Raw genomic sequence first — 13,311 nt, 5'->3', positions numbered from 1 at the left:
ACGAGGAGTTTATCAATAGAATTGAAGTGAAAAATTAGCTTGAAAAAACCTCTAAAATTTCAAATTAGTTTGTCTTAATAATGAATTGATATTCTAACAGATCATCATTCACATCAAAGTTTGTAAAGCCTGCTTTTTTTAATTCTTCAATAATATCAGATTTATCAACTTTATGGTCGGCAGGAGGGCCAACAGGTAAGTCTCCCTCAATAAAATCAATTATAATTAGTTCACCATCTTCATTTAAACCTTTGAGTACTTTGGCAAAATAATCTACTCTGTTTTCGATATGGTGATAAGTATTTACCAGCAAAACTTTGTCTACTTCACCAGACTCAAGTAGAGGATCATCATAAGGGATTTTACGCAAGCTAATTTGCTCATCAGATAAATCGAGTTCCTTTTTTTTATGCTTAATATATTGCTGAAATTGATCATCAACATCAGCGGCGATTACTTGAGCTCCAGCATCAGCCAGTTTAAAAGTGAAGTACCCAGTACCCGCGCCTAAATCCATTATTTTTTCGCCAGAAATATCGCCAAGGTATTCCATTACTTTTTGTGGTTGTTGGTAAGCGTCTCGTTCTGGCGACTCGAATCTTTTTACCAATTCGTCCAAATTACTTTGGTGCATATATTCATTTGCCTTTCCATGTGAGTGAGTGCTACTATCTTGTGCTGCTTTATGATGTTCTCCATGAGACTGAGTATCATGTTTACAAGAAGAAAAAGTACAACTAAGTGCTAAAGCAGCTGGTAATAAAAACTTTTTCATAATTTCAGTTGTGCAAATTTTTTATTTTCAAGTTAGATTGAATCATTTAAAATTACAATTGAGCCTCTTATTATAGATTGAATTTAAATAATAGTAGGGTGTTTTAAAACAAAATGAAGGCAAGGTAGCTTCTAATTAAGAATGGCTTTTTAAGTATTTATTTATAAAAATTATTTGCTATAAACTGTAATTAAATAGATCGAATTACTACTAAAAAGTAGCAATACATTCTGGTTAATTCAACCAGATTTTCACATTAAAACATATTTTAAATTTAACTAATATGGGACTTTTTTCAGGTTTATTGGGTAATGCCGGAGTGGTAGAGCCAGAAGAACTTAACGAGGAATATAGTAATTTACTTTGTGATAATGAGTCTGTAGAACTAGGCTTTAAGTTAATTAGAGACTTATTTATTTTCACAAACAAGCGCCTCATCTTAATTAACAAACAAGGTGTTACTGGTAAAAAAAGAGAATATCTCTCTATAGGTTATAAAAGTATTTCTAGGTTTAGTATAGAAACTTCGGGTCATTTTGATTTGGATGCGGAACTGAAAATCTGGATTTCGAGCGAAGATGAACCAAGTATTGTAAAGAAATTTAATAGTAGTGTAAATATTTATGATTTACAAAAAGTGCTAGCTCAGCATGTATTATAAGAAATAAAAAATCCCGACTTGAATTTGCATTTCAAGTCGGGATTTTTTCTAACCCTATTGATATAAACCTAATTGAATTAAGGAATAAAAATTTTCTTTGAAATAGAAAAGCTTGTACTTCTCAGGATAACCACATACATATTCCCTAAGCTTAGATTATTAATTTGAATATCGAAACTGTTTGTATATGATTCAATTGAACTGTTATACAAAGTCTTTCCTATTATATCATAAACTTGAACATTGCCTTCAAAATCAGGTTGGTTTAGAGAGATCTGAAGCATGTTTTCACTTATGAGAGTAACTTCCATGCTAAAGTCAGAATCGGTATAATTCTTAACTACAACCACTTTAGATAAGCTGCTATTCCCATCTTTATCTACCTGTTTTAATCTAAAATAAGCTAAACCAGAAAGAGGTGTTTTATCAAAAAAGTTATAAGTATATTCAGCCTGAGTGGTTGCTACAGAGTTTACAGTACCTATTTCATCGAATGTATAGCCATCATAAGATCGCTCTACTACAAAGTAATCATTTTGCGATTCACTCGAAGTAATCCAACTTACTTTGGTGGTTTCCTCATAAGGTAAATAAGTAGCCGTAAAACTTACATATTCAACAGGAAGTAAGGCAGAACAATTACATTGAGAAACACCTGTACCAGTTTCATCTGTATCTGCAGGTGAATCAGTATTACATATATCTAAATCAGTAAGTTTGCTACCACTTTCTAGAGTACCTGAGCCAGTATATGCAATTCCGTTACATCCACTAGCTCCAGGGTCACCAGTAATTTTTCCCTTTACAGTTAAATCACCATCTATATCTAGTCCAGCACCTTCTAGATTTACCTCACCATCAATAGTAACATCGCCATTAATTACTACTGTTCCTTGTACTGTCATATCAGCCCCACTATTTACAAATAAATCACCGTTTATTTTCAGTGCACCATATGTTTCATTATAGTTATTTAAGTTACCACTGCTTTCAACTGTCATAGTTCCATTTATCTGCATATAGCCATAATTATTAACAGTACCACTAAAAGAAAGTGAGTTTGTAGTTACTGTACCATAATTATTTAATGTAGAATTAGATTTTGTTATTTCTATATCACCTGTAAGCACAACATCTTCATCAATACATAAAAAAGAATTACTACCTGAAAGAGTTACATTTCCGCTATATTCACCAGAACCAGTAATACAGTAAGTTTTATTATTACTACTTAGTGAAATATTAGTTGTTCCTGGTGCTGAATAAGTTTCATCACAAGAGCTACACTGAGCGAGACTCATATTGGAAAAGTTCAATATAGCTAATAATACCATTACTAAGTATGTAATAGCTTGAGGTAAGATATGCATATAGTTTTAGCGTTAATTATTATTTATAATAACAATTGCCATACTTATATTATAAAATATTGGATTTAAATTATCTTAAAATAGTAATAATTTGATAATCAGTGTTTTATTGAAATTTTATTTTACGTGTAATTTCATGCTTTATAAGACGTATTTATTGATAATAAGGCCAATTATAAGCTGAAAACAGTACGTGAAATAGAAGGTTTTCTAGATGCAAATGATTGAAAGTAAGAGAATTGGGTATTTTCATTAATATATGAAAAAACACAAATATGTCAGAATATTAGTATTATCGAATAAAAGAAATTTGGGGAATTTATTCAAAAGTACTATGTGCATATTGTTATTTTAAGGCATTAATAGGAAATTTGATAAATCAATGCTATAAAAAGGGTGTATTTTGTTATGTAATGTTATATGTAAAATCAGTCGAACTTAATTTTTATAATCTTATATAGATAAATTCCAAAAGGTACGGATAGAAGAATAAAAGATAATAGCTTAAGCGTACGGTTTTTCATATTCAAAGGTGACATATCTCCAACAGCAACTAAATGAGTCCAATAATAAGGATGTAAATGAGTGGGATCTGTAGTATTTATAAAGTCAATTTGGGCTTGTTGCAATGCCTTGTCTTTTGCTTGCCCATCTGCTAGGTGCTTATAAAAATACTGGATTATAGCTGCACTTCCTTTATCTTCTGCTGGCCATAAACTCATAATTATACTGTTACAACCCGCATAACTAAATGCATGAGCTAAACTCATGGCACCTTCTCCTGCTTGTAACTTTCCGAAGCCTGTATTGCAAGCATTAAGAACAGCCAAAGAAGCAGGTAATTTCATATTATATAATTCGTAAGCATGCAGTTTGCCATCTTCTTTACTACTTGTAGAATTGTAGGAAAAGAGTAAGCTAGATTCTAAAGGTAAACTGTCGCTTACCAAAGCATGCATGGCCATATGTAGAATGTTAGCCTGTGGGGCTAACTCTTTAAAGTTTTCTTCAGTTGCAGCTGTGCCATTTAATATGTTCGCTGGGAAATAATTGGCAATTTTCTCAAGTTCAGTAACATTAAATTCAAGAGGTGATAGCGCTCCTCTAAAATTTAATTCTTCACTTACTTCGTTGCTGGCTATTTGAAACTCACTATAATCGGGAGCGATACCTAATAACTGAGCATTATCATTTACAGTTTGGTTGTTAGCAGAAAGCCACAAAGTAGCTGAGTATGCATAACTAATCATAACTGTTTCAACTAAAAAGTTAGCCTTCTTAAAATCATCAACCTTGTTTTTACATAAACTTTCAAAAGGCAAGTAGGAGAGTATACCATGCGGAATAATGATTAACTTTTCTGCTTTTAATATATCCTCTGTAATTAAAGTTTTAAATAGTAATTCACTGCGTTGGGTATATTCTATTGTAAGTCCAGATGGATTTTGTAACCATGGAATAGCATCGGGTCTTTGTCGCAGATTTTTAATAGCCATTTCGTCATTAGCATTCCAAGAATGCTCAGAAATATTAACCTTATCTTTAGTAATAGAAAAAGCATATAGTATACTATCAGAAATAAAATATTCGATAAGAGTAGTTTTCGTGTTTGGCAAATTTTGTTGAATCTCTGAAATACTGGCAATCTGGGTTTCAGAATTAAATTCAAAATATTTTGGGTATTGATTTTTAGTGATTAACAAGAGCGAATCATAAGAGCTTTGTATATCAATTTGATCTTTTTTTAATGTTTTGAGTTGCTCCCCACTATTATCAGATGGCCAGAGCTGTTCATCGTTTACCAACTGTTCCGTTGCATTAATTTTTGATTGCAAAGAATCTATCTGATTGCGGAGTGTTTTTGGGATACCAGCTATAGGATATTCTGAGATTTTCTGGATAGAAGCAGTAAGTAAACCGGCTTTACTTTTCTCTGCAAATTCATAAGCAGCTTCTAGGTAAACATCCTTTTTAGTTTGTTTATATAATGAATAGGCCAATTGGAAACCTTGTTTAAAAATTGGATTTACTGTTTGTTGGAAGAACAATTTGGAGCCTTTGCTCTGATATTTATTTCTGATTTGCTCAGCGAGTTTAGTGCAAAGTTGGTAATATTCTAATGCAGTGAGTTGATAATTTGGATTATTGAAACTGGCAAGAACATCAGCTTTTCTAATCATTATATCGAGATATTCATATTGGTCAAGCACATTGCTAAGTGGAGGAAACGCCAAAATATCTGAAGTATCAAAATCTAAACACATGGCTTTGAGCCCTTCGTGAAACATAACAATCGCTGAGTCTGGCTCTTGTATTTTTAAATACCACAAACCCATACTTCTGTAATTATCTGCTAAATAGGGGTGTGTATTTCCATAAGTGTCTTTTAATATTTGATGATCTAATTGAATGTATTTTTTTGCATTTGCTAGGTCTCCATCATCGAGTAATACCAGACCCATTGCGGCATATACATTAGAGATATCTTCTGTGCCTTCCATGTTTTTGTTACGGTAAACTTGAATGGCTTTTTTGAGGTAGGGGATACCTGCTTTAGGTTGATCTGCCTCTCTATAGGTTTGGCCAATTAGATAATAAATAAAGGCAGTGCGAATATGATTTTCTCCATAGATGTTTTCTCTAATTCTTAGTGCTTGCTGATAAGCATTTAAAGCAGTATCGTAATTTTTAGCATCAGCCGAAATATCTCCTAAAGTAGTTAAGCCAGAAGCTACACGATCGTGTTTTTCACCAACTACAGACTTGGTAATTTCCAGACCTCTTTCTGCGTAATTTCTTGCCTGTTCATAATCTCCTTGTAACCTGTAAATATTGGCTATTAAGTTATACATTGTGCCTACTCTTTCTTGTTTTTCACCATAGGCATTTTTAAAGATATTGAGTGCTTTTAGAAAGTAATTATGGGCTGTTTTATAGTCGCCTAAGTTCACTTTTAATTGACCATTTGCCAGATAAGCATCACCAGTTCTAGGATGTTCTGGAGATAATTTGGTATATATTTCAAGCGCCTTATATAAATAGTTGTTTGCCTCTGCCACTCGCCCAGTTCTACTCATCAATACTCCCAAGTTATAGTTTACAGAACCTAATAAAATATGTGGAGTAGTGAGTTGTACCTCTCTAATTTTTAGACATTCCAAAAAGTTTTGTTCTGCTTTTTCATAATCACCTGTAAGAGAATAAACATTTCCCAAAGAGACTTTAATACTGGCAACTGCTAGATGGTCTTCTCCAAATTTGCTTTGTCTTATTTCGAGTGCTTCTAATAGATACTTTTCAGATTTATCTAATTGATGTAGAGCCATATGCATAGCCCCAAGCGCATCTAAGCAATTACTAATTTCTTCGCTGCATTTTTCAGGGTTTTTCTTCCAAAATGCCAAAGCGGATTTAAGTTGTTTTTCGGCTTCACTATAAGTCGAAGTTCTGCTTAGTGCTTTCCCGTAATCGTATTGGATGGACGCAAAAAGATCGGGTGTCGCATGTGTTTTTGCTAGGCCAAACGCTTTCTCAAGTTGGGTTTTTGCTAAAGCATATTTACCATCACTGTAATAGCAATTACCCAGTTTATTTAATAGTGATATTTGATGTTCTGAACTTGGTGAGCCTTTTAGCTCATGTTCTAAAATCTCAGCGGCTTCTTTGTAATTTTCTTCTTTGATTAAACTATCTGCAAGCTGGATGGAGTTTTTGTTTTGAGCTACAATACAGTAGGAGTAAAACAAAAAGACAGATGAAAAAATGGTAACAACTGTGAGTTTTCTTCGCAGCATATTGATAATGGTATTCCTCAAAAAATAACCTGAAAGGTTCAAAAATTTTTTAACCTAACTAAAAATAGAAAATTTTAAGGGAATACCATTAAATCGTATTTTAATTGTTTACAAACAGAGCTCAACTGCAAATGGAGTAACACAAATTTCTACATCGCCTGTTGCCCAATTTGGATTGAACTTAAGCCCAGCCGTAGTACATGCATCTACTGCACAGAACTCCGCTTCCGCAGCTATTTCAATTTCATCTTGTGAGAAGGCAAAGTTTACCATTGGCGAGACAGAAGCGAAACTTTCAAAACCTAAGGTAACTCTTGTGCTTGCTCCTAATTTAAAAGTATTAGCAGTTAAGATTTCTCCATATGCTTCTAGTTCACCACCTATAATTTGTAAAGGAACATCGATCATGCCACTAAGTTTTGCACCACCCCAAGTTGATGCATCTAAAGTAAGGTTAGATTGAAGTGCTGCCGGGCCATAATCTAGTTTACCGCTAATCATGCCAGATAGTGCTAAACCTCTTGCCGAAATTTCTCCACTCACTGCTACCTCTGCCACTTGCATTGGTGTTTTTAAGAAACCATCAATAAAGATACCTTCTGAGCTCGATGCTTTTACATGTAGATTAGATGCTAAAGTTGCATTCGGGCCGAAAGTAATATTTACATTTCCTTCACCTTCTAAATAGATTTCATCTTTAGTAATGTGCCCTTTCACTGAGATACCAGCAACGGCTCCCGGCAGTGTTAATTCGCCACTTAAAAAGGCTCCTGAGTTTGAGACTTCAAGTGTTAAATCTCCATTTAGAGAAACTCCATCTCCAAAGTCTACATCTACATTGGCATTGCCACTTAATAAGAAAGAACCATCGTTTTGTAGGTAGCCTTTTACTTCAATTCCTGCTAAACCAAAGGGTAGATTAGTTTCGCCACCTATTTCAATTTGCTCAGGTGTAAAATGGAAATAAGATTTACTTAATGATTGATTATCTAATCCAGCAATTCTTAATTGAATATCATTCATCATATAAAACTCCCAATCTTCTAACTTCCCAATACTCACATACATTTGCCCAGTTCTAGCAATGGATGGGATATATTGTACAGCACTTTCGCCCAATAACTTTCTGAAAAACACCAAAGGATCAATATCGTATTCGCCAGCAAATCGGAGAAATGGATTACTAGGGTTTGCATTTAATTGTAAGCTAGCTCTGCCTAATTCCATACTTAAATCTGTTGGGAACAAAGAAAGTAATGCATGGTCGAAAAATAATTTTCCGTTTACACCTTGCTGATATAAACCTTGATCTAGCCCATTGCTAAATAAATCTAGAATACCGAGAGGAGAGGGGCCACCATAAAAAACTGTTTCACCTTCAAACTCTAATGGGTATTGACCAAGAGGTATACGACCGGAAAGATAAAATGAACCATTGAATGCTTCGAAGTTTGTGCCTCCTACTTTAGTTTCAAGTTCATTACTAAAAGTTAGAGGTGTATAGGCAAAGTTTCTATTTAGAGAAATACCTACACCTACATCAGAAATCATTTTGAATCCGGGCTTGAGTTTGAATTTTTTTGTTTTGCTGTTTTTGGAGTCAACTGGTTGGGCTTTATTGTTATCTGGTTGATCTTGTCTTTGATCTACATTTTCTATCAAAACATCACCATGAAATAAAACTGCCGGATCGGTTGGGTTATAAAAAATACTACCAAAATTGAAGAAAGACTTTCTTATACTAGAGATGGCTTCGTCTTCTTCTATACCAGAATTGTCTATTGGATCTAAGTTAAAATTGAAATAACACTGCTCGTCTATAAAAGGCAGTTTGGGATTATCTTCTTTAAATAAAGAAGCCGCAGCATAAGTAGTTTGCGAGCCATAAATATCAGCCATTACTACTACATCATTTAAGAAACCTGCATTGGGAATTTGCGCATTTCCATATCCTTCAAAAGAAATTACATTACCTTCTGTGTCTCTAATAAGATCAAACTCACCACTGGTTACTGCCACATTGCCAATTGAAGATTCAGAAAAAATGGTTCCTTTAATTTTATAGCCTAGTTCATTGGAATTGATGCGTTCACCATTTACAAAAAGGCGGTTATTACTACAAATATTTTCTACAGGTAGTACAACTACATCTCCATCAATTATTAAATCATCTAGGTTTTTACCATTGGTAAGATCGTCTACATTTTCCTCTTCAAAAATATCGTAAGGTTCAAATTCATCTTCTTTTACAAGCTCACATTGTGTAAAGAAAAAAGCAATAAAAAAGAGTATACTAAACTGGTAAGTTGGTGTAAGTGTAAATTTTTTCATCTGGAAATCTTAATTGATGGAGGGCATATAATTTTTTGATTGTCAGTTGCTCCTTTTTTGAGATAAAATCTATAGCTAAACTGAATGGCAGCCTGATAATAGCCCACATTGATGTTTTGCTTCTCAAACTGACCTGCAAGGTATTCGCCTTGTCCGCCTAAAAAGATGCTTAACAAAGGCGCAACGGTTAACTTTCCTGCATGAATGGCCAAGCCAGTTCCCGCTACCATACCGAGTCCGTTCGCATTTTCTTCTTTGTGCTCAAAGTTTACGATTCCGGGTTTGCCTAAATCTGTAAGAGTGGTTTGCCAAAATGCACCACCAATTTTCCCGAAAAGTTGGAAATTGTTATTTACTTTGTCGAGGGTTGCTAAAGTATATTTTACATATAACTCAGCAAATTGTGGTTGCAAGGTAAAGTTCTCGAAACTAAAACCAGCATGCATATTTATGCCTAAGCCATATTGTAATTTACTTAGCGTATTTCCATATTCGACAAAACCGTAAAAGGGAATTTGTTTTGAGTCAAATTCAGATTGTAAAGATTGTTTCCAGAAGCCAAATCCACCGCCAACTTCTAAATAAGGATAACCACCTTGTGCATCAGCATTGAATTTGAAGAATGTAAACAGCACTACTATTAGTAAGCATTTTCTGTATGCAGTCATATTTTTTTAAATCAGACAGATTAAAATACATAGCAGGTATAATGTAGATTGGATTACTAGTATTGGTTGGTTTTACCAATGTGCTTTTATCGTTAGTAGAATTCTCGCACAGGAAAAATTAATTCCGATATGCTGTAAAAGCTGATTGCATTACATAAAGAAAGGTTACCCCCAAATCTTCAATTTTTTTTTAAAAAGATTATTGGGCTATTTCAAGTTAATAAATTTTACTGAGTATTAAGTTTGTAAGATTGAATTATGGTTTAGAAATTATTATTTGTTTGGGTAACCTTTTGGGCTATAAAGAAATATTATGCTGAAGACTTTAAATAAAAGGGAGCAAGAATTATTAGAAGGTCTTTTAAAAGCAGATAGAGCCTTAATTCAACAAATGTATGATGCATACCAATCTGGAGTAATCTCATTTATTAAGCAAAGAGGTGGTACAGAATCAGATGCAAAAGATGTTTTTCAAAATGCTATACTGGTTTTGTACAAAAAAGTAAAAGCCAATGATTTGGTCTTAACTGTTTCATTAAACTCTTTTATAATAGCTATTTGTAGAAACATGTGGTTAACTAAAATAAGAGACAAAAGAGAGCTTAATGTGGAGGTAAACGAAGATGAAAACATGTTGTTAGAAGAGCAGATAGAAGATGTACTAACAGAAGTTTTAAGGGAAAAAATATATCGCAAACATTTTCTCAATTTAGGTGAGCAATGCCAAAGTATTTTGAAAATGTTTTTTGCGAAAGTGAAGATGAAAGAGATTGCTGTTAAGCTCAATATCACTGAGAAATATGTGAAGAAAAGGAAATTTGAATGCAAGGAAAAACTAATTGTTGCTATTAAAAACGATCCATATTTTAAAGAATTAAAATTTTAAATAAGAAGCAGATGAGCGAAAAATCATCTTTATACGAGCAGATTGAAAAATACCTGAATAAAGAATTAATCGAAGCTGAACATGCCGAGTTTGAGCAAAAAATGCAACAAGATAAAGCATTAAAAAAAGAAGTGTTGATGCATAAAGAAATGGCGTCTTCTTTAGGAGATGAGCATTACCAGCAACTCATAAATACTTTAGAAAACTTACAAAATCCAGATCAGTTTGAAGCCGAAAATAAGAAGATAATTAATGCGAACTATTTGCGATTTGGCATTGCTGCTTCGGTGGTTTTTGTTATGTTGTTGGGCTTAATCTTTCTATTAAATAAAACTCAGACTTATTCTGGCGATCAATTATTTGTAGCCTATTTCGAGCCTTATCAGGTAGATGCTTTTCGCTCTGCAGATGAAAATAATGAAATGTCTGATGCAATGAAAGCCTACCAAAATAGAGATTACGAAAAGGCAGTTTCACTTTTTGAGCAAACTCCTGCAACAGATATTTCTACTATAGATAATTTCTATTGGGCGATTGCCTTATTAGCGACAGATTCGGGAAATGAAGCTATAGAAAAGTTGGATGATTTAAAAAGTGAAAATGCAATGCCGGGCTTAGCACAAAATATAGATTGGTACTTGGCTTTGGCAAATTTACAAGTAGGTAAACTAAAAGAAGCAAAAGCTATTTTAGAATCGATTTCTGAAAATGAACAGCATTATAAAAATAAAGCTGCTACTGAATTGCTGAATAAACTATAGTACTGAATACTAATTATTTATAGTAAATGATCATTTCTTAATGTGTTAATGTTTAAAACTCTTATGTATTTTATACTTTGTTTTTAAAGTAAAATATGTAAATTGAATTACTAGAAAAACAACAATATACCTTGATAAGGGGAGTAAATATGAAAACTACAGCTCAGTATTGTTTCTCAGGTTTGAGCAACATGCAGGCAATAAAAGAAGATAAAGCCGTATTTCGGAAACTGCACGAAGACTATTTTAAACGATTGTATCTTTTTGCAAAGCAATTTATCAGTACATCGCAAGATGCTGAAGAAATTGTAAGTGATGTATTTTTAAAAGTATGGAACAAAAGAGCCTCTCTAAATGAAATAGACAATCTAAATTCATATTTGTACATCATTACTAGAAACCAGACAATTAATTATTTGCAGAAAAAATCATTTAAAAATTCCTATAAAACAAATTCTATAACAGATCAGCTTATTCTGATTGATGCTGAAACACCCGAAGATCGCCTCTTATATAACGAGCTCAATGAAGAGCTTCAGCAACTAATAAGTAACCTCCCTTTACAGTGTCGCAAAGTTTTTAAACTTGTAAAAGAAGATGGTTTGCGCTACAAAGAAGTAGCTGATATTTTGAACATCTCCGTAAATACAGTTGATAATCATATTACTAAAGCTGTAAAACTGCTAAGAACTGAGCTGAGCAAGAAGTTTAAAAACAACAAAGGAATGGTAGTTAAAATAGCCATGTGGGCACTTTTTTTACTTTTTGCAAAATTTTTTCATTTCCTACTAGTGTAATTCTTCATCTTTTCTGTCTAAACAAATAGGGTATGATAAATAAAAGAGTTTTGTCCTGGTATTTATCTATCGGGGCATTACCTCTTTTATTAAAACATGCATATTCTGCTTAACTCGATTTAAGCAACTGCGATTTGTATTAATTTCACTTACTAGCCTTTGAAATTTTTTTTCGTAACAACTTATGCAACAGATAGAAAGTTTAATTGGGAAATATATCTCAGGAGAAGCAAATACTGCTGAAAAAGCAGAAGTAAAACAATGGTTGAGTGAAAGTGAAGAAAACAAAGTTGTATTTCAGCAGATCAAAAACTTTTGGGAAGAATCGCACGAAAACCTTTCTAAGGTTGAGCAAAGTAGTTGGCAAAAGTTATCTAATCATATCGATTTTAATGGATCAGCAATTAACGAAACACCTGTTAAACCGATTCCCAAAAACTCAAAACCATATTTGTATTGGGCGGCAGCAATTGCCTTTATTTTAACCTCTGTGTTCTTATTTTGGAATGCAAACTATTATCAATCAATAAACCATATTGCCAAGATTATAGAAAGCAATGCCGACTATGGCTCTAAGGTAAATATTAGATTGGCAGATGGTACCCAAGTAAAGCTAAACTCTGGAAGTAAATTAACTTATCCTGAAGAATTTACCGGTAATGAAAGACGAGTTACTTTAACCGGTGAGGCCTTTTTCGATGTAGCTAAAAATCCCCAAAAGCCATTTGTAATTACTACTGGCAACATAAACACCACTGTGTTAGGTACTTCATTTAATGTGCAAGCATCTTCGTTAAGCGAAGTAAAGGTGGCAGTTTTAACTGGCAAAGTAAAAGTAACAGATACTTTAAACCAGCAGCAAGTTTTTCTTTTACCAGAAGATTTGGCAACTGTACAAACAGCAAATGGTAACATAAGTAAAACCAAGTTTGATGCAACACTTGTATTTGGCTGGAAAGATGGAAAGCTAGTTTTTAAAGAAGCAAGCCTTAAAGAAGTACTCAACCAATTAGAAAAATGGTTTGGCTTTACATTCGAAAAATCTATCGATTTTAATGAGCCAACAACTCACGATTATTATTCTGTTTTTCAAAACGAGTCTCTAACAAATGTGATGGAAAACCTTAGCCATACATTTGATTTTAAATATCAGATCGATTACCAAAATAAAAAAGTGCTGCTTATGAATTGAAAGATAAATTCTATGAAAAAAACCAACTGCAGAATGTACAGTTGGTCTCAATTTTCAACCCTGCAATGATATCCAA

General features: G+C 33.3%; 10 protein-coding genes. 5 read left to right on the top strand and 5 right to left on the bottom strand.

All coding sequences use genetic code 11. The features are described from left to right. Nucleotides 1–64: 64 nt before the first annotated feature. Entirely contained in the window at nucleotides 65–775 is a 711-nt protein-coding gene (locus OQ292_RS29720; RefSeq protein WP_284687921.1) for a class I SAM-dependent methyltransferase, read from the bottom strand. A 283-nt stretch (nucleotides 776–1,058) separates the two neighbouring features. Between OQ292_RS29720 and OQ292_RS29715 the strand changes: the two genes are divergently transcribed. Then, entirely contained in the window at nucleotides 1,059–1,436 is a 378-nt protein-coding gene (locus tag OQ292_RS29715) for a PH domain-containing protein (protein ID WP_284687920.1), read from the top strand. Between the two features lie 77 nt (nucleotides 1,437–1,513). Here OQ292_RS29715 and OQ292_RS29710 read toward each other — a convergent pair whose 3' ends face one another. The 4 genes from OQ292_RS29710 to OQ292_RS29695 all read right to left on the bottom strand — a co-directional run bounded on the left by OQ292_RS29710 (nucleotide 1,514) and on the right by OQ292_RS29695 (nucleotide 9,599). After that, nucleotides 1,514–2,737: a T9SS type A sorting domain-containing protein gene (locus tag OQ292_RS29710; RefSeq protein WP_284687919.1), complete on the bottom strand. Its 1,224-nt coding sequence runs from the start codon at nucleotides 2,735–2,737 to the stop codon at nucleotides 1,514–1,516. A gap of 497 nt (nucleotides 2,738–3,234) precedes the next feature. After that, on the bottom strand, nucleotides 3,235–6,600 hold the full coding sequence (locus OQ292_RS29705; protein ID WP_284687918.1) for a CHAT domain-containing protein: 3,366 nt from the start codon (nucleotides 6,598–6,600) through the stop codon (nucleotides 3,235–3,237). A gap of 108 nt (nucleotides 6,601–6,708) precedes the next feature. Next, nucleotides 6,709–8,931, bottom strand: coding sequence for a hypothetical protein (locus tag OQ292_RS29700; RefSeq protein ID WP_284687917.1), 2,223 nt, complete (start codon nucleotides 8,929–8,931; stop codon nucleotides 6,709–6,711). Beyond that, nucleotides 8,928–9,599, bottom strand: a complete 672-nt coding sequence (locus OQ292_RS29695) for a hypothetical protein (protein WP_284687916.1) — start codon at nucleotides 9,597–9,599, stop codon at nucleotides 8,928–8,930. Before OQ292_RS29695 ends, OQ292_RS29700 begins: the two co-directional genes overlap by 4 nt. Nucleotides 9,600–9,912: 313 nt before the next feature. Between OQ292_RS29695 and OQ292_RS29690 the strand changes: the two genes are divergently transcribed. The 4 genes from OQ292_RS29690 (at nucleotide 9,913) to OQ292_RS29675 (ending at nucleotide 13,235) form a co-directional block, all read left to right on the top strand. Further along, on the top strand, nucleotides 9,913–10,485 hold the full coding sequence (locus OQ292_RS29690; protein ID WP_284687915.1) for an RNA polymerase sigma factor: 573 nt from the start codon (nucleotides 9,913–9,915) through the stop codon (nucleotides 10,483–10,485). Between the two features lie 11 nt (nucleotides 10,486–10,496). Then, a complete protein-coding gene (locus OQ292_RS29685; protein ID WP_284687914.1) occupies nucleotides 10,497–11,246 on the top strand; it encodes a hypothetical protein in 750 nt (249 codons plus the stop codon). A 149-nt stretch (nucleotides 11,247–11,395) separates the two neighbouring features. Further along, nucleotides 11,396–12,043 carry an RNA polymerase sigma-70 factor gene (locus OQ292_RS29680; RefSeq protein ID WP_284687913.1) on the top strand — a complete coding sequence of 216 codons (648 nt, stop codon included), beginning with the start codon at nucleotides 11,396–11,398 and terminating at the stop codon, nucleotides 12,041–12,043. Between the two features lie 184 nt (nucleotides 12,044–12,227). Further along, nucleotides 12,228–13,235, top strand: coding sequence for a FecR family protein (locus OQ292_RS29675; RefSeq protein WP_284687912.1), 1,008 nt, complete (start codon nucleotides 12,228–12,230; stop codon nucleotides 13,233–13,235). Nucleotides 13,236–13,311: the final 76 nt, after the last annotated feature.

Origin of the sequence: Chondrinema litorale (assembly GCF_026250525.1) — a bacterium.
In the GTDB taxonomy this organism is placed as follows: Bacteria; Bacteroidota; Bacteroidia; order Cytophagales; family Flammeovirgaceae; genus Chondrinema; species Chondrinema litorale.
The sequence above is the reverse complement of the archived record's forward strand: the minus strand, read 5'-3'. Positions and strand labels throughout refer to the sequence as shown.

Coding starts and splice junctions, on each gene's coding strand:
- OQ292_RS29695 (WP_284687916.1), bottom strand. CDS start 9,599: ATGACTGCATACAGAAAATGCTTACTAATAGTAGTGCTGTTTACATTC.
- OQ292_RS29675 (WP_284687912.1), top strand. CDS start 12,228: ATGCAACAGATAGAAAGTTTAATTGGGAAATATATCTCAGGAGAAGCA.
- OQ292_RS29690 (WP_284687915.1), top strand. CDS start 9,913: ATGCTGAAGACTTTAAATAAAAGGGAGCAAGAATTATTAGAAGGTCTT.
- OQ292_RS29705 (WP_284687918.1), bottom strand. CDS start 6,600: ATGCTGCGAAGAAAACTCACAGTTGTTACCATTTTTTCATCTGTCTTT.
- OQ292_RS29685 (WP_284687914.1), top strand. CDS start 10,497: ATGAGCGAAAAATCATCTTTATACGAGCAGATTGAAAAATACCTGAAT.
- OQ292_RS29720 (WP_284687921.1), bottom strand. CDS start 775: ATGAAAAAGTTTTTATTACCAGCTGCTTTAGCACTTAGTTGTACTTTT.
- OQ292_RS29700 (WP_284687917.1), bottom strand. CDS start 8,931: ATGAAAAAATTTACACTTACACCAACTTACCAGTTTAGTATACTCTTT.
- OQ292_RS29710 (WP_284687919.1), bottom strand. CDS start 2,737: ATGAGTCTCGCTCAGTGTAGCTCTTGTGATGAAACTTATTCAGCACCA.
- OQ292_RS29715 (WP_284687920.1), top strand. CDS start 1,059: ATGGGACTTTTTTCAGGTTTATTGGGTAATGCCGGAGTGGTAGAGCCA.
- OQ292_RS29680 (WP_284687913.1), top strand. CDS start 11,396: ATGAAAACTACAGCTCAGTATTGTTTCTCAGGTTTGAGCAACATGCAG.